Raw genomic sequence first — 20,428 nt, 5'->3', positions numbered from 1 at the left:
AAGGAACAAAAACAATAACCAAGCTTCTGTCGTCCACCTGGGCGCGGAAGAGGAGTGATAAATGAAGACCTCTGCAAAAGTTCTGCTTGGCAGCACCTGTCTCACGCTCGGCCTCACCCTCTGCACCAGCGCCATGGCGGGTGACGTGACCATCGCCACCGTCAACAACAGCGACATGATCCGCATGCAGCGGCTGTCGAAAACCTTCGAAGAACAGCATCCCGATATCAAGCTCAAGTGGGTCGTCCTGGAAGAGAACGTCCTGCGTCAGCGCCTGACCACCGACATCGCGACCAAGGGCGGTCAGTTCGACGTCTTGACCATCGGCATGTACGAAGCATCACTCTGGGGCGCCAAAGGCTGGTTGAAGGAAATGAATAATCTCCCCGCTTCCTACGCGCTTGACGACGTCTTTCCATCGGTACGCGATGGCCTTTCCGTCGATGGCAAACTCTTCGCCCTACCGTTCTACGCCGAAAGCTCCATCACCTATTACCGCAAGGATCTTTTCAAGGCCGCCGGACTGACCATGCCGGAACGCCCGACCTGGACGCAGATCTCCGAGTTCGCCGACAAACTCACCGACAAGTCCAAGGAACAGTACGGCATCTGCCTGCGGGGCAAGGCTGGCTGGGGCGAGAACATGGCCCTGATCAGCACGGTGGCCAACTCGTTCGGCGCACGCTGGTTCGATGAGCAGTGGAAGCCGCAGTTCGACCAGCCAGAATGGAAGAACGCGCTGAACTTCTACGTCAACGTGATGAAGAAGAACGGTCCTCCTGGCGCGTCCAGCAACGGTTTCAACGAGAACCTGGCGTTGTTCAACAGCGGCAAGTGCGCCATCTGGGTCGACGCCAGCGTTGCCGGCTCCTTCGTCACCGACAAATCCCAGAGCAAAGTGGCTGACAACGTTGGCTTCACCTACGCGCCGCACGAAGTCACCGACAAGGGCTCGGCCTGGCTGTACTCGTGGGCCCTGGCGATTCCGACCAGCGCCAAGAACGACAAGGACGCACGCGCGTTCACCGAGTGGGCCACGTCCAAAGAGTACGCGGCGCTGGTGGCCGAGAAAGACGGCGTGTCGAACGTTCCGCCAGGAACGCGCGCATCGACCTACACCGACGCGTACAAAAAGGCCGCGCCGTTTGCCGACATCACGCTGGAATCGCTCAAGGCCGTGACGCCTAAAGCGCCGACGCTCAAGCCTGTCCCTTACGTCGGCATTCAGCTGGTGACCATCCCTGAGTTCCAGCAGATCGGCACCAACGTCGGTCAGCAATTCTCGGCGGCACTGGTGGGCTCGACCACGGTGGACGCTGCGCTGACCCAGGCACAAAGCGCGACCGAGCGTGACATGAAGCGCGCGGGTTACCCGAAAAAGGGTTGATCCCGTCTGTTTCAAGGCAGCAGCAGGGATTGCTCCCTGCTGCCCCGCTCAGCTACTGCCCTGGTTCGGAGTCATCATGAACACCTCAACCCTTCCCCCTCGCACGGCCTCGGCCGGCGATCAAGGCCAACAGAAAGGCAGCGTCACCAAGCCTGGCTGGTTTCTGGTCAGCCCATCGGTGCTGTTGCTGCTGGTCTGGATGGTCGTCCCGCTGGGCATGACCCTCTACTTTTCGCTGATCCGCTACAACCTGCTCAACCCGGGCGAGAACGAATTCGTAGGCCTTGAGAACTTTGAGTATTTCGTCACCGATTCAGGCTTTTTTCCGGGTGCGATGAACACGTTGCTGCTGGTGGGCAGCGTGCTGGCGATCAGCGTGATCCTCGGTGTGCTGATCTCCGCGCTGCTGGAGGCCAGTGAGTTTCTCGGACGCGGCATTGTCCGGGTGCTGCTCATCTCGCCGTTCTTCATCATGCCGACGGTCAGTGCGCTGATCTGGAAGAACCTGATTTTTCACCCGGTCTCCGGGATTCTCGCCTCGGTCTGGAAGCTGTTCGGCGCCCAGCCGGTGGACTGGCTGGCCAACTACCCGATGCTCTCGATCATCATCATCGTGTCCTGGCAGTGGCTGCCGTTCGCGATCCTGATTCTGATGACCGCGATGCAGTCGCTGGACCAGGAACAGAAAGAAGCGGCGCGGCTGGACGGTGCCGGCCCGATCGCGATCTTCTGGCACCTGACCCTGCCCCACCTGGCGCGTCCGATCGCGGTGGTGGTGATGATCGAGACGATCTTCCTGCTGTCGGTCTTCGCGGAAATCTACACCACCACCAACGGCGGTCCGGGCTTCGCTTCGACCAACCTGGCGTACCTGATCTACAACCAGGCGCTGCTGCAATTCGACGTGGGCATGGCATCGGCGGGCGGCTTGATTGCCGTGGTCATTGCCAACATTGCCGCGATCATCCTGGTGCGGATGATCGGCAAAAACCTCACCGACAAGTCTTGAGGGCAAGGTCATGATGACGCTCAAACAATCCCGCCGCCTGCAAAGCGTGCTGCTCGGCACGCTGTCGTGGCTGATCGCGGCGCTGATTTTCTTCCCGATCTTCTGGATGGTCCTGACCAGCTTCAAGACCGAGATCGATGCGTTCGCCACGCCGCCGCAGTTCATTTTCACGCCCACGCTGGAAAACTACCTGCACATTCAGGAGCGCAGCGACTACTTCCACTTTGCCTGGAACTCGGTGCTGATTTCATTCAGTGCAACGATCCTGTGCCTGCTGATTTCGGTGCCGGCTGCCTATTCGATGGCCTTCTTCGAGACCAAGCGCACCAAGAGCACGCTGCTGTGGATGCTGTCCACCAAGATGCTGCCGCCTGTGGGCGTGCTGATGCCGATCTACCTGCTGGCCAAGAGCTTCGGCCTGCTGGACTCGCGCATCGCGCTGATCGTGATCTATACGCTGATCAACCTGCCGATCGTGGTCTGGATGATTTACACCTACTTCAAGGACATTCCCGGGGAAATCCTCGAGGCCTCCCGGCTGGATGGCGCGAGCACCCGTCAGGAAATCTTCAAGGTGCTGATTCCGATCTGCAAAGGCGGCCTGGCCTCAACCGCCCTGCTCTCACTGATCCTGTGCTGGAACGAAGCGTTCTGGTCGCTCAACCTGACCTCGTCCAACGCCGCGCCACTGACGGCACTGATCGCCTCGTATTCGAGCCCTGAAGGTCTGTTCTGGGCCAAGCTTTCAGCGGTGTCGACCCTGGCCTGTGCGCCGATTTTGATCTTTGGCTGGATCAGCCAGAAACAACTGGTCCGCGGCTTGTCGTTTGGTGCGGTGAAATAAGCCGAGCGAAGCAATATCTACTGTGTAGGAGCGCGCTTGCCCGCGATTGCGTTGGTCCAGCAACGCATAGGGGTGATTGGAAAAACGCAATCGCGGCCAAACGCGTTCCTACCACTGATGTTTTTTGAAGAACAAAAACTGGAGCCCCACATGGCTAACCTGACAATCAGAAATCTGCAAAAAGGCTTCGACGGCCACCAGATCATCAAAGGCATCGACCTGGACGTCAAAGACCGTGAATTCGTGGTCTTCGTCGGTCCGTCCGGCTGTGGCAAATCCACGCTGCTGCGCCTGATCGCCGGCCTTGAAGACGTCACCAGCGGCAGCATTGAGCTCGATGGTCGCGAGATCACTCAAGTCACGCCGGCCAAGCGCGATCTGGCAATGGTGTTCCAGACGTACGCGCTGTACCCGCACATGACCGTGGGCAAGAATTTGTCGTTTGCCCTCGATCTTGCGGGCACGCCAAAAGCCGAGGTCGAAAAGAAGGTCGCCGAGGCCGCGCGCATTCTCGAACTCGGCCCGCTGCTGGAACGCAAACCCAAACAGCTCTCGGGCGGGCAGCGTCAGCGCGTGGCGATCGGCCGCGCCATCGTGCGTAATCCAAAGATCTTTCTGTTCGACGAACCGCTGTCCAACCTCGATGCCGCGCTGCGGGTCCAGACGCGCCTGGAACTGTCGCGCCTGCATAAAGAGCTGGAAGCGACGATGATTTACGTGACCCACGATCAGGTCGAAGCCATGACCCTGGCCGACAAAGTGGTCGTGCTCAACGGCGGCCGGGTGGAACAGGTCGGTTCGCCGCTGGAGCTGTATCACCATCCGGCCAACCTGTTCGTCGCCGGTTTCCTCGGTACGCCAAAAATGGGCTTTCTCAAGGGCAAGGTCAGCCGGGTCGACGCCACGGGCTGCGAAGTCACCCTCGACGCCGGCGCCCGGATCAATCTGCCGTTCACCAACGCTCAGCAAAGTGTCGGCGACGCCGTGACGCTGGGCATCCGTCCCGAACATCTGGAGCTGGCCAACGCCGGTGACTGTCAGTTGCAAGTGGTGGCTGACGTCAGCGAGCGTCTGGGCAGTGACACGTTCTGCCACGTGCGCACCGCCTCCGGGGAGGCGCTGACCATGCGCATCCGCGGCGACATGGCCAGCCAGTACGGCGAAACGTTGAACCTGCATCTGGATAGCGCGCATTGCCACTTGTTCGACGCTCAGGGCCAGGTCATCGGCAAAGCCCTGCAGGCTGCCGCCTGAGTCGAGATCTACCGCATCAGGAATTCGGGAACTCATCATGAAACTGAACAAGCAGAATCTGTCGAACCTCGGCCCGGGCATTGCCCTGCCCGCCTACGCCCTTGAAGACCGTCGCCAAGGCATCGCGCACATTGGCGTCGGTGGCTTTCACCGCGCCCACCAGGCGTTTTATACCGATGCGCTGATGTCGCTCGGTGCCAACGACAAGAGCGGCGAAGGGCTGGACTGGGCCATTTGCGGCGTCAGCCTGCGCGAAGAAGACCGGGCCAATTTCGAGGCGCTCAAGGGCCAGGATTTTCTCTACACCCTGTTCGAGCTGGGCGATACGCCGGACACCGAAACCCGCATCATCGGCTCAATGAGCCAGATGCTGATGTCCACCGACAACGACCTGGCGCTGATCGACAAGCTCGCCAGCCCCGACATCCGCATTGTCTCGCTGACCATCACCGAAGGTGGCTACTGCATCGACGACAGCACCGGCGAGTTCATGAGTCACCTGCCGCAGATTCAGCACGATCTTGAGCACCCCGCCACGCCGAAAACCGTGTTCGGCTACCTGTGCGCGGCGCTTGCCAAACGCCGTGCAGAAGGCACGCCGGCGTTCACGCTGATGTCCTGCGATAACCTGCCGCACAACGGCGCGGTCACCCGCAAGGCGCTGCTGGCCTTTGCCAAAGAGCGCGATGTCGATCTGCATGACTGGATCGCCGAGAACGTCAGCTTCCCCAATGCCATGGTCGACCGCATCACGCCCATGACCAGCACGGCCCATCGCCTGCAGCTGCATGACGAAAAGGGCATCGACGATGCCTGGCCGGTGGTGTGCGAACCGTTCGTGCAGTGGGTGCTGGAAGACAAGTTCGTCAACGGCCGTCCAGCGTGGGAAAAAGTCGGCGTGCAGTTCACCGACGACGTGACGCCGTATGAAGAAATGAAGATCAAGCTGCTCAACGGCAGTCACCTGGCGCTGACCTACCTCGGCGCGCTGAAGGGCTATCGCTTCGTCCACGAAACCATGAACGACCCGCTGTTCGTCGATTACATCCGCACCTACATGGACCTGGATGTCACGCCGCAACTCGCACCGGTTCCAGGCATCGACCTCACCGAGTACAAACAGACCCTGATCGACCGCTTCTCCAATCAGGCCATTGCCGACCAGCTGGAGCGCGTGTGCTCGGACGGCTCGTCGAAATTCCCGAAATTCACCGTGCCGACCATCAACCGGTTGATCGTCGACCAGGGCAATCTGGAACGGGCATCGCTGGTGGTCGCAGCCTGGGCGCTGTACCTGCAAGGCAACCAGAATCGCGATTTCAAAGGTGAGAACGGCGTCGAGTACAAGGTTGTCGATCCGCGTGCCGATTTCTGCAAAGCGCTGGTCGTCGACGATGTGCTGGTGACGCAACGCCTGCTCGAAGTCGAGGAAATCTTCGGCGCGGCCATTCCGAAATCCGTCGAATTCGTCGCCGCCTTCGAGCACAACCTGAACAGCCTGAAGCAATTGGGCGTCAGCCAAACCCTGGAAAATCTGTTGGCGAAAACCGTCTGAGGTGACACATGTTTCTCGGCATCGATTGCGGCACCCAAGGCACCAAGGCGATTGTCCTTGATGCCAGCAGCGGCAAGGTTCTGGGCGAAGGCTCGGGCGCTCATCACATGATCAGCGGTGCCAACGGGCGCCGCGAGCAGGAAGTGCAGGAGTGGCTCGACGCGTTCGAGCAGGCCACGGCGGCGGCGTTGAAGCAGGCCGGCATTTCCGGTGCCGAGATCAAAGGCATCGGGGTCTCCGGGCAGCAGCACGGCCTGGTGATGATCGACGAACGGGGCCAGGTGCTGCGCCCGGCAAAATTGTGGTGCGACACTGAATCGGCGCCGGAGAACGACCGGCTGCTCGACTACCTCGGCGGCGAAGCGGGCTCGCTTGAACGTCTGGGCATCGCCATCGCGCCCGGCTACACCGTGTCCAAACTGCTGTGGACCAAAGAGCAGTTTCCCGAGCTGTTTGCGCGCATCGACAAGATTCTGCTGCCCCACGACTTTCTCAATTACTGGCTCACGGGCCGTTGTGCCAGTGAATACGGCGACGCGTCGGGCACCGGCTATTTCAACGTCCGCACCCGTCAGTGGGACACCGACATCCTGCAGCACATTGACCCCAGCGGCCGCTTGGTCAACGCACTGCCAGAGCTGATCGAGTCCCACCAGCCGGTCGGCAGGATCCTGCCGGCGATTGCCGAGCGACTCGGGCTCAATCCCGAGGCGCTGGTTTCGAGCGGCGGCGGCGACAACATGATGGGGGCCATCGGCACCGGCAACATCGCGCCCGGCCTGATCACCATGAGCCTGGGGTCGTCGGGAACGGTTTACGCCTATGCCGACGCAGGCAATGTCAGCGAGCAGCCATCGGTGGCAACCTTCTGTTCCTCGTCCGGCGGCTGGTTGCCGTTGATCTGCACGATGAACCTGACCAACGCGACCAGCGCGGTCCGCGAGCTGTTCACCCTGGACATCGGCGCCTTCAACGCCGCCGTCGCGTCGGCACCGATCGGTGCGCAGGGCGTGCTGATGCTGCCGTTCCTCAATGGCGAACGCGTGCCTGCCCTGCCCCACGCCACCGGCAGCATCGTCGGGCTGGACAGCACCAATCTCAATCAGGCCAACCTGTGCCGCGCCGTGGTCGAAGGCACGACGTTCGGCCTGCGTTACGGCCTGGACCTGCTGCGTGACAGCGGCATCCAGAGCGCGAACATCCGCCTGATCGGCGGTGGCGCCAAGAGCGCAATCTGGCGGCAGATTGTCGCTGATATCATGGACACCCCGGTCGTCTGCACCACCGGCAGCGAGGCCGCCGCGCTGGGCGCCGCCATTCAGGCCGCCTGGTGCCGCTCGCAGACCGATGGCGCTGACGAGTCGTTACAGGCACTGTGCGAACGCTGCGTCAGCCTCGACCCGGCCAGCGAAACCCGGCCCGTGGCTGAACACGTGGCGGCGTACCAGGCGGTGTATCAGCATTATCGCAATCAATTGCAGGGCCTCTGACGCACAGGCGTCTGCCCTAACGGAGCAACTATGTACCTGGTCTGTGGCGAAGCATTGTTCGACTTTTTCAGTCAACCGGACACGAGCGCGCAACTCAATAAAATCGGCTATCAGGCCATCGCCGGAGGCTCACCGTTCAACGTTGCAGTAGGCCTGCGCAGGCTCGGTGTGGAGGCCGGTTTCTTTGCCGGGATTTCCACCGACTTCCTTGGCAAGCGCCTGGCGGCCGTACTGGAAGCCGAAGGTGTCCGCAACGATTTCCTGCTGCATTTCGACGCCCCCACCACGCTGTCGATGGTCGCGGTCGGCGCCGACGGCTCGCCGCAGTACAACTTTCGTGGCGAAGGTTGCGCCGACCGCTTGTTGACCGTGGAGCAACTGCCGACGCTGGACGACAACGTGCGCGGCCTGCACGTCGGTTCGTTCTCGCTGGTGGTGCAGCCGGTGGCCGATGCCTTGCTGACGCTGGTGCAACGTGAAAGCGGCCAGCGCCTGATCACCTTCGACCCCAACGTGCGCCTGAACCCTGCGCCAAGCATTGAGCTGTGGCGCAGCCAGGTGGCGAAATTCGCCGAGCACGCCCACATCATCAAGGTCAGCGATGAAGATCTGGAGTTGCTATATCCGGATGTCCCCGCCCAGGACATCGCCAAAGGCTGGCTGCAGCACAACTGCCAGCTGGTGATCATGACCCGGGGGCGTGAGGGTGCCAGCATCTTCACGCGCGAACAGGGCGACTGGTCGGTCCCCGCCCGCGACGTGAAGACAGCCGACACCGTCGGTGCGGGCGACACGTTTCAGGCCGCGCTGATCACCTTCCTGACCGAGCGCGGACTCGACACCCCGGCAAGCCTGCCGTCGCTGGATCGCGAAACGCTGACCGCAATGCTCAACTTCGCCGTCGCCGCTGCGGCCGTGACCTGCACCCGCGTGGGCCCGGATCTGCCGTACCGGCATCAGGTACAGTAGCGCGCTGCTGATCTCCTTCATCGCGTTAAAACCGTAGGACCGGCTTCAGCCAGGAAAGCATCGGGCGTCACGCCGCAGAATCGAGGGTGACCACACCGCCCTCTTCCCGGCTAAAGCCGGTCCTACGACGCATTCCCCAGCACTTCGCATTTGCCGGGTGCGCCGCCGTTTCCCGTGGTACACCGCGCTCTCCGGACACACCGTATCTCCTGGCGCACCGCGTTAAAACCGTAGGACCGGCTTCAGCCGGGAGCGCGTCGGGCGTCACACCGCAGAATAGCGGGTGGTCACACCGCAAAATTGAGGGTGACCACACCGCCCCTTCCCGGCTAAAGCCGGTCCTACGACGCATTCCCCAGCACTTCGCATTTGCCGGGTGCGCCGCCGTTTCCCGTGGTACACCGCGCGCTCCGGACACACCGTATCTCCTGGGCGGACCGCGTTCAAACCGTAGGACCGGCTTTAGCCGGGAACGCGTCGGGCGTCACGCCGCAAAATCGAGGGTGACCACACCGCAAAATCGAGGGTGACCACACCGCCCTTTTCCCGGCTGAAGCCGGTCCTACGACGCATTCCCCGACTACATCGCATTCCCGGATAAATCCTACTTTCCGGCACCGCGGCCTTACCGGTACACGGCGTTCAGACAAAAAAAGGGGCAGCCGGTCTACACCGCTGCCCCTTGTTCTTTTACCCAGCACTTCCACTGACGCACAGCGCCTCAGGCCATTTCGGCCTTGGCCATCGCAATCCTGGTTTTCACTTCAGATTCGGCGATCTGCTGCTCCTGCTTCTGCTTTTGCAGCTCGGCAACTTTCTTGTCCACCGCCGCCTGCTGCTCCGGCGTCATGTTGTCGTACTCTTCCTTGCTCACGCCGGTCAGCTGCTGACGCACCTTTTCGGCATCGGTCTGGTTCATGTAGGCCAGGAACTGATCCTTGGCCGAACCCACGCTCGATGCACCCGCTGCGCTGTCGCTGGCGGCAATGCCGTCGGAGACGGTTTTCACGACACTGTCCGACGCCGCGACCTGCTTGTCAGTGCTGGATGAAAATGCCGCGGCCGCAGCCGCTTTATCGTCGTCCAACACCGAGGCGGTGGTGTTGGCCAGCGCTGCCTTGAGGTTCACCATCATTTTGGCGAAAGACTCGTCGTAGCCCTGCTTGTCGTCGGCACTGCCCTGAGTCGCGCTGTCCGTGCTGCCCGCGATCGCCGCGACCGGGGCGGATGAGGCGCCGGCCACTGCCGTGTTGTACGCATCCTTGTCCGTCGGGTCCAGGTGCGTGTGAGCCACGACCTTCGACACGAAGTGCTGGATGGCACTGTTACCGATAATCATCTTTCACCTCCTTATCCAGGTTGTCGATGCAAACGGAGTGACAGCAAAACGGATGCCACATTCTGTTACATCCTCTGGAACATATGCGCGACAAGGGCTGCAGCGCGGCGCGGGAAGCGGACCGGCCGATCGCAGCAGCGCCCACTTGCCCAACAGCGGCAGGTAATGGCCGCCCGGCGCAAGGCGTTGCCGCTCACCTGCCGGGCGTCGTCACTTGAGAAAGGCCTTGAGCGCGCGATCGACCTTGCCCGGCTCACAGGCCGGTGCCATGTGCCCGCAGTCGTTGTCCAGCACCAGCAGCTTCGCCCGCGTCTGTGCCGCCAATGCCTTGGAAGGCGCGGGATCGACCAGACGATCCTGCTCGGACGTCACGATCAACAGGCGCGCCTTGATCTTCCCGGCCAACGCCGCCATGTCGCCGTCGCGGGCCAACCCGAAAGACGTCATGGCCTGCAATTGCCGGTACCAGTCAACCGCGCTGAAGCTCTGGCTGGTCTGCGTGCCGTGGAGCGTGTCGGCACTGGGTCGTTTGCTCGCCACCGCCTTGGCCGCGACGTGTTCCGGCGTCCACAAGGACTCGGTGTGCAGGGCCGTCAGGCGCCTGAAGGGCGTGCCCGGCACGTAGTCGCCGCCATTCCAGCCAGGCGTGCCCTCGATGGCCGCGATCTCGGCATTCCAGGCGCGAAGATCACTGGCGGTGGGTTGCGGCGTGGCAACGATGGTGACGATGTTGCTGGCGAAATCGGGGTACATCACAGCCCACTGCAGCGCCTGCATGCCGCCCATGGAAATGCCGACGATGGCGTGGGCGTGGTCGATCCCAAGGTTCAGCGCGAGCAGACGATGCTGGGCCTTGACCATGTCCCGGATGCCAAACTGAGGAAACTTCAGGCGCGGATTGCTTTTGCTGTTGGAGGGCGAGCACGACACACCGTTGCCCACCGCATCCAGGGCGATGACATACCAGCGGTCAGTGTCGACCAGCTTGCCCGGGCCGATCATGTCGATCTGGTCGGCGGTACGCCCGGTCAGCCAGGTTGGGACCAGCACCACGTTACTCTGATCGGCGGCCAGCGTGCCGTAGGTTCGATAGCCCAGCGAGCATTGCTTGATCTTGCCGCCGACCATCGTCAACGACCCGATACTGGTCAGCTGTTGCTCGGCCGCGGTGGCGACACAGACACACATCATCGTCGACAGCGCGCACAGCGCCTGGCGTACAGAGCGACACCCTTGCATGGTCTTCCCCCGAGAAGATAGAACTCCATTTCAGCCGTCGAGGAAAACCATGTTTCAGAGAACATGCCGTCGCGCTGCAAAATCAGCGTAGCCGGTCTTTGTGCGGGCAGCGCAAGAGCAGACGAATGTCGCGGCGTGCCAGGCTCGGATCAGCCCGGACCGTCACTGGGGTGGATCGAGGGCCTGCAATCGCAGGCCCCAGTCGCGCAGTGATGCCACCACCGGACCGACCTCGCGGCCCTTGGCGGTCAGCAGGTATTCCAGGCGCGGCGGATGCTGCTCATACTGGCGCCGCTCGATCAGACCGTGAGCTTCCAGTGATTTCAGCCGAGTGGACAATGTGCTGGGCGCGCAGCCCTTGAGCGAATCCTGCAGGTCCTGAAAACGCCGTGTGGGGTTACGCAGCAGATCGCGCAGGATGAGAATGACCCAGCGCTCGCCGATCACTTCGAGCGCGGCGATGACCGGGCAGAAAGCGAAGGTCGGCATGGCCGGTGCATCGGGTTTTTGAGCGTTGGAATCTGACATGGTCGGGAGTCTAACAAGGGTGTACAGGACTGGAAAGCGTCCAGCCCTGAGGCCGCCCGCCGGCTCTTCACGCGCTTCGCCCATCAGCCCGAACGGCGTCCGGGCGACACAGCGGAGTTCCGAGTAGGCCGCCTCCAGACTTGCCAAGCGAACGGCAGCGCGATGTCAGTGCATGCGCAAGTCAGCTCGCCGCCCTCACCCATACGGACCGGACAGCGGGTGTCATTGCAGCGTACTGAGGTCCAGTCTCTCCTGCGGCACCGGCATCGAGAAGTAATAACCCTGTGCCTGCCCGGCGCCCATTTCGCGCAGCAACTGCAAGGTTGCCGCGTCTTCGACGCCTTCGGCGACCACGGTCAGCCCCAGCGATTCAGCCATGCGCACGATGGCGCGGACGATCGCCCGGCTGCGAGAGCTGGTGGTCAACTCCAGGGTGAAGGATTTGTCGATCTTCAGGCCGCTGAAATGGTACTGATGCACGTAGCTGAGTGACGAGAAGCCTGCGCCGAAATCGTCGAGCACCACCGATACGCCGTTGTCGGCCAGATGCTTCATGGCCTGGCGCGCCAGCTCTGGCTCAGCCACCAGCGCACCTTCGGTGAGCTCGAGACAGATGCGCGACGGCGCGACGCCATGCTGACTGAGCAGGCCCAGCACCTCGCCGGCGAACTCGGGGCGGCTGATGCTGTAACTGGAGCAGTTCACGTGAACGGTCGGCCAGTGCGCGTGATCGGGCTGCGCCAGCATCGCGACCACTTGCTGAAGCATGTAGAAATCCAGCCGGCCGATCAGCCGCAGCCCTTCCAGCGCCGGCAGGAAATGCCCGGGCGCGATCACCCGGCCGTCCGCCTGTCGCCAACGGATCAGCGCTTCCAGGGCAAGGATCCTGCCGGTGGCCACGTCGACGATCGGCTGGAAATACGGCAGCAGCTCGTCGGTGCGCTTGAGCGCGTTACGCAGCGCGGTTTCCTGCTCCATCTGGTCGGACACTTCGCGGCGCACTTCCTGGTTGAACACTGCATAGCTGTCGCGCCCGGCATTCTTGACCCGGTACATGGCCGTGTCGGCGTCACGCAAGAGGTCCGCGGGCTCGTGATGGAATTGCCGATCGGCGCCGACCACGCCGATGCTACAGGAGGAAAATACTGCATGGCCGTCGATATGGAACGGCACGTCGAAGGCCAGCAGGATGCGCTCGGCGATGGCCACGGTGACGTCCGGTGGCGCGGAATACGCCAGGACCGCGAACTCGTCGCCGCCCAGCCTCGCCAGCAGGTCGCTTTCGCGCATGCAGCTGCGCAGACGATCGGCCGCCTGGATCAGCAGTTGGTCACCCGAATGATGGCCGAGGCTGTCGTTGACCATCTTGAAACGGTCAAGATCAATGAACATCACCACCAGTTCTTCGTCATTGTTGCAGAACTGCTCCCAGGCAATCTGCAGACGCTGTTGCAGATGGCTGCGATTCGGCAGCCCGGTCAGCGAGTCATGGGCGTTCTCGTGCTGCAGCTTGGCGTTGGCAACATCGAGCTCGCGCGTGCGATCCTGAACCCGCGCCTCCAGCCGCAGGTTGGCGGTATGCACGGCCTCCGCGGCGCTGCGGCGGGACAACGCCGTGTCGATGTGCCGGGATACGAAGGTCAGCAGCTCCTGATCGCGCAGCGAGTAGCTGACGTCGGCCGAATAGCTCTGCACCGCCAGTACGCCGCGCACGACATCGCCCTCGAACAACGGGATGCCCAGCCAGGAATACGAGCGGTTGATCTCATTCTGAATGGTTATTTCGCCATTGGTCTCAAGGCGCCGCGCTTCGACGCTGTCGATCAGGCACGGACGGCGCTGGCGAATCACATACTCGGTGAAACCGCGTTCGCCGCGGCGCGGATTCGGCCGCACCACCAGGCGTTCGTCGACATAATAGGGAAAGGTCACCTCGCCCGTGGCGTCGTCGAACAGCGCGATGTAGAAATTGAGGGCGAACAGCAGCTCGCCGACGATCCCGTGCAGGCTCTTGAACAGATCAGCCATGTCGCCCGGCTGACTGGACAGCTCCGCGATCTGGAACAACGCACTTTGCAGGTGCTCGGCGCGTTCCCGGTCGGCCACCTCGCTGCGCAGCGCATCGTTGAGCCGCGACAATTCCAGTGTCCGCCGCGCCACAGTCTCTTCCAGCTGGGCACGGTGCAGAATACGGTCCAGGGCCATTGCGACGTGGCGCGCCACCACCAGAAACAGCTCCTGATCCTCGACGCTGTAGACCCGTTCGAGGTCATAGACCTGCATCGCCAGCATGCCAAACACGTCGTCGGATGCGTTTTTCAGCGGCGCTCCCATCCAGAACTCGGGGCGATGCCCGACGCAATGAAACTTGTCCTGCGCCTGCGCGCGTTCGATGGCGGCAGAATCGACGAACAGCGGTTGTTCGGTGGTCAGCACATAACCGGTCATGGACAGCCGTTCCGGATCGAGAAACTCGTGGGTTTCGGCCTCCAGCGCGTCGACGTCAGTGATGTCGATGTAGTACGGATACGTGATCTTGCCGCTGTGGCTTTCGTACAGCGCCAGGTAGAAGTTTTCTGCGTCGATCAGGGTCGACAGCTGCTCGTGAACACCTTGCAGGAAGGCCGAGCGGTCACGGGTCGAGCTGGCAAGGTAGGTGATCTGGTACAGCACCCGCTGAGTGGCCTGGGCCCGCGCCAGCGCGTCGGTCTGCAGACGCAGACCCAGCTTGCCCGCCAATTGCGCCAGCAGAGGGTTGCCCGCTTCGCGCTCCGGCGTCAGCAGCCAGCCCAGCGGCGCCTCGCCGTGCCCCGTTACCCACCGTTGCAGGCCATGGTCGCGGCAGAATGCATCGAAGCCCTCGCGGGGAATGTGTGCCGGCCACTCGGTCGATGCATCGCCCTGCCCGAGCAGGTGCATATGCTGGTTGGCACGATAGGCGGCCCAGCTCAGATCCGGAGCCGCCAGCCTGGCCGTCCGCAACAGTGTTTCCAGAGAGTTTTCGTCAATCATGGACGGCGCAACTTCCACCCCTTCGCTGACAGGGTCACACGCTTGCCCGCCAGTGAATGACGAGCACCCGTTGGGGGTCGAGACATGAGAATTCATAGGCGCTCCATTGCCAGCGTGAGACTGGGCTATCTTCATGGGGTCTGACAGATGGTTGCAAGCGCCATATTCGTTTTAACTGCCTATTAACGACGAAAAAACGGGATTTCACGACATTTCACGTGACTGTCTGTCCGTTATCGGCAGATTGCCCCCGGAATGAAAGAAACCACAGGCACTTTTGTCAGACCGACCGGCATCGCAGGTTTTCCATTCAGTACTGACTTTTGCCTGCCCTCGCCTGTCTTTCATAGCGCGTCCACGTTCCCTTTTGACACTGGAGATGATCGGAAAATGATCAAGACTTACAGCTACGCCGCGCAGAAACCGACCGACCGACTCGCGCCGTTCCAGTTCGAGCGCCGCGATCCGGGCGCCGACGACGTACAGATCGATATCCTGTTCTGCGGCGTCTGTCACTCGGACCTGCACACGGCGCGCAATGAATGGAACAATACGTTGTACCCTTCGGTGCCGGGCCACGAGATCGTCGGCAAAGTCACGGCAGTCGGTGCCAACGTGAAGAACTTCAAGGTCGGTGATCTCGCCGGTGTCGGCTGCATAGTCGACAGCTGTCAGCAGTGCGCGTCCTGCGCCGAGGGTGACGAGCAGTACTGTGAACGCGGGTTCACCGGCACTTACAACGGGCCGGTCTTTGGTGGCGAAAATACCTTTGGCGGTTACTCTGACAAGATCGTGGTAAAAGAGAAGTTCGTTCTCAAGATTTCCCACAGCGACAATCTCGCCGCCGTTGCGCCGCTGCTTTGCGCGGGCATCACCACATACTCGCCGCTGCATCACTGGAAGGTCGGTCCCGGCCAGAAAGTCGGCGTGGTCGGCCTCGGCGGTCTGGGCCACATGGCGGTCAAGATCGCCCACGCGATGGGCGCTCACGTGGTGCTGTTCACCACCTCGCCGAACAAACGTGAAGACGGCCTGCGGTTGGGCGCCGATGAAGTGATCGTGTCGAAGAACCCTGACGAAATGGCCACTCAGGTCAACAGCCTGGACTTCATCCTCAACACCGTTGCAGCGCCCCACGACCTGGACGCGTTCCTCAGCCTGCTCAAGCGCGATGGCACCATGACCCTGGTCGGTGTTCCGGAGCATCCGCACCCGTCGCCATCGGTGTTCAACTTGATCTTCAAGCGCCGCAGTCTGGCGGGGTCGCTCATCGGCGGGATTCAGGAAACACAGGAGATGCTGGATTTCTGTGCTCGCCACGGCATCGTCTCCGACATCGAGATGATCAAGATGAAGGACATCAACGAAGCCTACGAGCGCATGCTCAAAAGCGATGTGAAGTACCGTTTCGTCATCGACATGGCCACGCTCAAGGAAGAAGCTTCAGCCGCCTGATCGACGAGTCACCGGGCCGGCGCCGACTGCGCGCTGACCCGGTCCCTTCGTAACATTCTGTGTTCTGCACCAGGCGAAAAAACCCGCAACCAATCGCGCAGGCGCAGGTCACACACCTGCGGCCCTGCCCCACAGGCCCCGTTCTTCCTGACGCGACACATTCATGTGCGACCGCTGCCCACAGCCACCACGCGCATTAATGAAAATAATTCGAAAGTGTATGTAGATATTCAAAAGAATGCTCAGCCCGTCGATTGGTTATCGTTGGCGGCTTGAAGCATCCACTGCCGTTCGTGACTGCGCACTGCCCACCGTCGGCGCGCAGACCTGGTTCAATGTTGACGAGGAACCCGTCCATGACCGATCAGCCTGATAAAAAAGAAACAGAATCGGACCTCAAGTCCTTCACCGCGCCTTCGCGCCGAAACTTCCTGAAATCGATCGGGGTATCCGGCCTTGCCGCCGCCACCGCTCCAATGTGGACCCAGGCCCTGGAGGCCCAGGCCGCCGTCCCCGATGACACCGCCCCACCGGCCAAAGACGAGCGGCGCATGACCCTCAAGGTCAATGGCCAGACGCACACCTTGAACCTTCCGGCCAATGCCGCCTTGCTCGACGTATTGCGTGACCGCTTGCAACTCACCGGCACCAAAAAGGGCTGCGACCACGGCCAGTGCGGCGCGTGCACCGTGCACGTCAACGGCACTTCGATCAATTCGTGCCTGTCACTGGCCGCGATGCACGAAGGCGATGAAATCACCACCATCGAAGGCCTGGCCAGCAACGGCAAGCTGCACCCTGTGCAGGAAGCCTTCTGGGAACACGACGCGTATCAATGCGGGTATTGCACCTCGGGCCAGATCATGAGCGCCGTCGCGATGTTGCAGGACAAGAACATCGGCAGCGATGATCACAGCGTCCGCGAAGCCATGAGCGGCAACATCTGCCGCTGCGGCGCGTACAAGAACATCCTCAGCGCAATTCAAAGCGCGCGGATCAAGTTGCAGGAGGTGACCTGATGAGAGCCCTCGATTACGTACGCGCCGGCAGCGTCGAACAGGCGGTCGCCACCCACGCCAAAAGCCAGACCGCCTTCTTTCTCGCCGGTGGCACCACCCTCCTCGATCTGGTGAAGCTGGACGTGATGCCCGCCGATCAGGTGATCGACGTCAATCATCTGTCCCTCAAGCAGATCGAGGTGCAGAAAGATGGCAGCGTGCGCATCGGCGCGCTGGTGACCAACAGCACCCTGGCCCATCACCCGCACATCGTCGAGCACTACCCAGTGCTGTCGCAGGCGCTGCTGTCCGGCGCGACCACGCAGCTGCGCAATAAGGCGACCACCGCCGGCAACGTCATGCAACGGGTGAGGTGCAACTATTTCCGCGACGGTCATTCGGCCTGCAACAAGCGCGAGCCTGGCTCGGGGTGCGCAGCCATCGACGGCCATAACCGCAGCGTGCACGCCGTGCTCGGGACCAGCGATCAGTGCATCGCCACCCACCCTTCGGACATGTGCGTGGCCATGGCGGCAATCGGCGCCCGAGTCGAGGTGCAGGGTCCCAAGGGCAAGCGCAGCATCGACTTCCTCGATTTTCATCTGCTGCCCGGTTCCACGCCCTGGAAAGAGCACGCCCTGCAAGACGATGAGTTGATCACCCATGTGGTGCTCGATGCGCCGCTGGCGGGCAGCAAGTCGGGGTATCTGAAATTGCGTGACCGGGCTTCGTACCAGTTCGCATTGGCGTCCAGCGCGGTGATTCTGGTCATGGACGGTGACACCGTGCGTGACGCGAGGATCGCACTGGGCGGCGTCGGCACCCGCCCTTGGCGCGCGCAGGAAGCCGAGCGTGCGCTCAAAGGCGCGACCCTGACGCCGCAGAACATGGAAAAGGCCGCCGCCATCGCAATGCAAGGCGCCCGCCCTTACCGTCACAACGCTTACAAGATTGCGCTGGGGCAGCAGGCTATCGTGCGCAATCTCGGCAGCCTGACCGCTTGATTGCCCGCCCTATGAATGGAGCATCCGCACATGACTGACGCAATGATAGGATCGGCCCCTCGCCGTATCGACGGGCGACGCAAAGTCACCGGCACGGCGATGTACGCCTCCGACCATCATCTGAAGAACATGGCTTACGGCTACGGCGTGTTCAGCACCGTCGCCAGTGGCAAGATCAGCGCACTGGATCTGGACGCGGCGCGCAAATCGCCGGGCGTGCTGGAGATTTTCCACCACGGCAACTTCCCTTCGCTGTACCACAACTCGGCCCTGCCGATGTCGTTCGCGCAGATTCTGAAGGCCGCCAAGTCCGACGAAAGCCGTCTGCCCTTCGAAGACGACACGGTTTACTACGCCGGGCAATTCGTTGCGCTGGTCGTCGCTGACACGTTCGAGCACGCCCGGGCGGCGGCGTACAAGATCAAGGTCAGCTACAGCAAGGCCTCCGCCGTCGCCAATCTTGAGCAGGGCCTCAAAGCCGGCCAGTTGCAAGACGGCAGCCCGAACCACAGCCGGGGCGATGCCGGTGCAGCCTTCGACAGCGCCGCGCACAGCATCGACGCCACGTACTCGACGCCGGTGGAAACCCACAATCCGATGGAAATGCACGCCACCGTGGCGCAGTGGGACAACGGCAAACTGATCGTTTACGAAGCGTCCCAAGGGGTGGTTGCGCATCGCAATTCGCTGGCGAAGATTTTCGGCCTGATGCCGGAGAAAGTCGAAGTGCGCGCGCCGTTCATTGGCTCGGGTTTCGGCAGCAAACTGTGGATCTGGCCGCACTCGGTTGCGGCCTGCGGCGCCGCCAAAGTCCTCGACCGACCCGTGCAAGTGGTGGTGCCCCGTGCACAGATGTTCACCACCACCGGGCACCGGCCGGAAACCCGGCAGCGCATGCGCCTGGCCACCGACGACAAGGGCAAGCTGGTCTCGGTACGGCACGAGTCGATCAACACGACGTCGTTCACCGATCCTTACAAGGAAAACTGCGGCACCTCGACCAAGAGTCTCTACAGCTGCGCCAACGTGCTGGTCACGCACAAGACCATTGAGGTCAACCGCGGCACGCCTACGTCGATGCGCGCTCCAGGTGCCGCGCCCGGGCTGTTCGCACTGGAATCGGCAATGGATGAAATGGCCGACAAGATTGGCATGGACCCGCTGGCGTTCCGCAAGCTCAATGTCTCCGAGCACGACGAGAGCCAGAACCTGCCATGGTCGAGCAATCACCTGCAGGAGTGCATCGACAAGGCCGCCGAACGCTTCGGCTGGAGTCGACGCGATCCCAGGCCCGGTTCGATGAAGGATGGCACCGAGATCATCGGATACGGCATGGCGGCCTGTAACTGGGACGCTTACCGCACGCCGGCCGAGGCGCAGGTGCTATTGCGCGCCGACGGAACGGCCTACGCCATCTGCGGCGTTCAGGACATCGGCACCGGCACGTACACGATCATCGCGCAGGTGGTCAGCAGCCTCACCGGGATTGCCCTGGACAAGATCGAAGTCGAACTGGGCAACTCGTCTTTTCCGCCTGCGCCGGTGTCCGGCGGATCCTGGGCAACGGCAAGCGTACTGCCCGCGATCGCTGAAGCCACACGCCAGGCCATCGACCAGCTGAAAGCCTTCTCCACGGCACCCAAAGGCGTGTTCGCCGGCAGCAAGCCCGATCAGGTGAGTTTCGAGCAAGGGCAGATCAAAAGTGGCGAGAAGTCATTCGCCATCGCCGATGTGCTCAAAGCGCAGAAACAGTCCAGCGCCTTCGGTGAAGCCATAACCGGCATGAACGACACCAGCAAACACTCCTTCCGGTCGTTTGGCGTGCACTTCGTCGAGGTGCGCTGGGACCCGGGCATTTCCCGGCTGCGGGTCGCGCGGGTGGTCAGCGCCATCGACGTCGGCAAGGTGATCAACCACAAAACCTCGCTTAATCAGGTCGAGGGGGCAATTGTCATGGGCGTCGGCATGGCGCTGTTCGAAGCCACCGATTTCGACGAGCGCGACGGCATGCCGGTCAATAACAATTACGCCGAATACGTGGTGCCAGTGCATGCCGACCAGCCTGAAATCGATGTGATTCTGCTCGATTATCCGGATTACGAACTCAACGAGTTCGGTGCTCGGGGTATCGGTGAAATCGGCATCACCGGGCTGGCGGCCGCCGTCGCCAACGCGGTGTCCCATGCGACCGGCAAACGCATCCGCGACCTGCCGATCACCCTCGACAAACTGATGGATCTGCCGCCCACGATGAGTGCCTGACCGCGCGTTGTTGCGCAGAAGGATCAGGATCAACGACTGACGCCGGACAGGAGGCTGCCGCCCTCGGGCAGCCTCCCTTGGCG

15 protein-coding genes are annotated in these 20,428 nt (G+C 62.0%); 11 read left to right on the top strand and 4 right to left on the bottom strand.

The window, feature by feature from the left end; translation table 11 throughout:
- Positions 1-61: 61 nt before the first annotated feature.
- From BMZ10_RS02165 to BMZ10_RS02135, 7 genes are all read left to right on the top strand, one after another.
- Positions 62-1,387, top strand: a complete 1,326-nt coding sequence (locus BMZ10_RS02165) for an ABC transporter substrate-binding protein (RefSeq protein WP_093458409.1) — start codon at positions 62-64, stop codon at positions 1,385-1,387.
- Between the two features lie 76 nt (positions 1,388-1,463).
- On the top strand, positions 1,464-2,396 hold the full coding sequence (locus BMZ10_RS02160; protein ID WP_093458408.1) for a carbohydrate ABC transporter permease: 933 nt from the start codon (positions 1,464-1,466) through the stop codon (positions 2,394-2,396).
- A gap of 10 nt (positions 2,397-2,406) precedes the next feature.
- Positions 2,407-3,240 (top strand): carbohydrate ABC transporter permease, encoded by an 834-nt coding sequence (locus BMZ10_RS02155; RefSeq protein WP_093458407.1) that lies wholly within the window; start codon positions 2,407-2,409, stop codon positions 3,238-3,240.
- A gap of 150 nt (positions 3,241-3,390) precedes the next feature.
- Positions 3,391-4,494: an ABC transporter ATP-binding protein gene (locus tag BMZ10_RS02150; protein ID WP_093458406.1), complete on the top strand. Its 1,104-nt coding sequence runs from the start codon at positions 3,391-3,393 to the stop codon at positions 4,492-4,494.
- A gap of 37 nt (positions 4,495-4,531) precedes the next feature.
- The gene (locus tag BMZ10_RS02145; RefSeq protein WP_093458405.1) at positions 4,532-6,049 is read left to right on the top strand and encodes a mannitol dehydrogenase family protein; all 1,518 of its coding nucleotides are present in this window, start codon (positions 4,532-4,534) and stop codon (positions 6,047-6,049) included.
- Between the two features lie 8 nt (positions 6,050-6,057).
- Positions 6,058-7,539 (top strand): xylulokinase, encoded by a 1,482-nt coding sequence (gene xylB, locus BMZ10_RS02140; protein ID WP_093458404.1) that lies wholly within the window; start codon positions 6,058-6,060, stop codon positions 7,537-7,539.
- Positions 7,540-7,569: 30 nt separating this feature from the next.
- Positions 7,570-8,508 carry a carbohydrate kinase family protein gene (locus BMZ10_RS02135; RefSeq protein WP_093458403.1) on the top strand — a complete coding sequence of 313 codons (939 nt, stop codon included), beginning with the start codon at positions 7,570-7,572 and terminating at the stop codon, positions 8,506-8,508.
- A gap of 721 nt (positions 8,509-9,229) precedes the next feature.
- Here the strand turns inward: BMZ10_RS02135 and BMZ10_RS02130 are convergent.
- The 4 genes from BMZ10_RS02130 to BMZ10_RS02115 all read right to left on the bottom strand — a co-directional run bounded on the left by BMZ10_RS02130 (position 9,230) and on the right by BMZ10_RS02115 (position 14,626).
- A complete protein-coding gene (locus BMZ10_RS02130; protein ID WP_093458402.1) occupies positions 9,230-9,847 on the bottom strand; it encodes a hypothetical protein in 618 nt (205 codons plus the stop codon).
- A 210-nt stretch (positions 9,848-10,057) separates the two neighbouring features.
- Positions 10,058-11,086, bottom strand: a complete 1,029-nt coding sequence (locus BMZ10_RS02125) for an alpha/beta fold hydrolase (protein ID WP_093458401.1) — start codon at positions 11,084-11,086, stop codon at positions 10,058-10,060.
- Positions 11,087-11,248: 162 nt separating this feature from the next.
- Positions 11,249-11,614 (bottom strand): winged helix-turn-helix transcriptional regulator, encoded by a 366-nt coding sequence (locus tag BMZ10_RS02120; protein WP_218147160.1) that lies wholly within the window; start codon positions 11,612-11,614, stop codon positions 11,249-11,251.
- A gap of 222 nt (positions 11,615-11,836) precedes the next feature.
- Complete coding sequence (locus BMZ10_RS02115; protein WP_256214296.1) at positions 11,837-14,626, bottom strand: sensor domain-containing phosphodiesterase; 2,790 nt, start codon at positions 14,624-14,626, stop codon at positions 11,837-11,839.
- Between the two features lie 390 nt (positions 14,627-15,016).
- Here BMZ10_RS02115 and BMZ10_RS02110 point away from each other — a divergent pair, with 390 nt between their 5' ends.
- From BMZ10_RS02110 to BMZ10_RS02095, 4 genes are all read left to right on the top strand, one after another.
- Positions 15,017-16,081 (top strand): NAD(P)-dependent alcohol dehydrogenase, encoded by a 1,065-nt coding sequence (locus BMZ10_RS02110; protein ID WP_093458398.1) that lies wholly within the window; start codon positions 15,017-15,019, stop codon positions 16,079-16,081.
- Between the two features lie 356 nt (positions 16,082-16,437).
- Positions 16,438-17,100, top strand: a complete 663-nt coding sequence (locus tag BMZ10_RS02105; RefSeq protein WP_093458397.1) for a (2Fe-2S)-binding protein — start codon at positions 16,438-16,440, stop codon at positions 17,098-17,100.
- Positions 17,100-18,083 carry an FAD binding domain-containing protein gene (locus BMZ10_RS02100; RefSeq protein WP_093458396.1) on the top strand — a complete coding sequence of 328 codons (984 nt, stop codon included), beginning with the start codon at positions 17,100-17,102 and terminating at the stop codon, positions 18,081-18,083. Before BMZ10_RS02105 ends, BMZ10_RS02100 begins: the two co-directional genes overlap by 1 nt.
- A 30-nt stretch (positions 18,084-18,113) precedes the next feature.
- Positions 18,114-20,345: a xanthine dehydrogenase family protein molybdopterin-binding subunit gene (locus BMZ10_RS02095; RefSeq protein ID WP_093458395.1), complete on the top strand. Its 2,232-nt coding sequence runs from the start codon at positions 18,114-18,116 to the stop codon at positions 20,343-20,345.
- Positions 20,346-20,428: the final 83 nt, after the last annotated feature.

The organism is Pseudomonas sp. NFR16, assembly GCF_900108875.1.
In the GTDB taxonomy this organism is placed as follows: domain Bacteria; phylum Pseudomonadota; class Gammaproteobacteria; order Pseudomonadales; family Pseudomonadaceae; genus Aquipseudomonas.
This window is presented reverse-complemented; position numbering and strand designations above follow the sequence as displayed.

Coding starts and splice junctions, on each gene's coding strand:
- BMZ10_RS02115 (WP_256214296.1), bottom strand. CDS start 14,626: ATGATTGACGAAAACTCTCTGGAAACACTGTTGCGGACGGCCAGGCTG.
- xylB (WP_093458404.1), top strand. CDS start 6,058: ATGTTTCTCGGCATCGATTGCGGCACCCAAGGCACCAAGGCGATTGTC.
- BMZ10_RS02155 (WP_093458407.1), top strand. CDS start 2,407: ATGATGACGCTCAAACAATCCCGCCGCCTGCAAAGCGTGCTGCTCGGC.
- BMZ10_RS02110 (WP_093458398.1), top strand. CDS start 15,017: ATGATCAAGACTTACAGCTACGCCGCGCAGAAACCGACCGACCGACTC.
- BMZ10_RS02125 (WP_093458401.1), bottom strand. CDS start 11,086: ATGCAAGGGTGTCGCTCTGTACGCCAGGCGCTGTGCGCGCTGTCGACG.
- BMZ10_RS02100 (WP_093458396.1), top strand. CDS start 17,100: ATGAGAGCCCTCGATTACGTACGCGCCGGCAGCGTCGAACAGGCGGTC.
- BMZ10_RS02165 (WP_093458409.1), top strand. CDS start 62: ATGAAGACCTCTGCAAAAGTTCTGCTTGGCAGCACCTGTCTCACGCTC.
- BMZ10_RS02120 (WP_218147160.1), bottom strand. CDS start 11,614: ATGTCAGATTCCAACGCTCAAAAACCCGATGCACCGGCCATGCCGACC.
- BMZ10_RS02130 (WP_093458402.1), bottom strand. CDS start 9,847: ATGATTATCGGTAACAGTGCCATCCAGCACTTCGTGTCGAAGGTCGTG.
- BMZ10_RS02135 (WP_093458403.1), top strand. CDS start 7,570: ATGTACCTGGTCTGTGGCGAAGCATTGTTCGACTTTTTCAGTCAACCG.
- BMZ10_RS02105 (WP_093458397.1), top strand. CDS start 16,438: ATGACCGATCAGCCTGATAAAAAAGAAACAGAATCGGACCTCAAGTCC.
- BMZ10_RS02160 (WP_093458408.1), top strand. CDS start 1,464: ATGAACACCTCAACCCTTCCCCCTCGCACGGCCTCGGCCGGCGATCAA.
- BMZ10_RS02150 (WP_093458406.1), top strand. CDS start 3,391: ATGGCTAACCTGACAATCAGAAATCTGCAAAAAGGCTTCGACGGCCAC.
- BMZ10_RS02145 (WP_093458405.1), top strand. CDS start 4,532: ATGAAACTGAACAAGCAGAATCTGTCGAACCTCGGCCCGGGCATTGCC.
- BMZ10_RS02095 (WP_093458395.1), top strand. CDS start 18,114: ATGACTGACGCAATGATAGGATCGGCCCCTCGCCGTATCGACGGGCGA.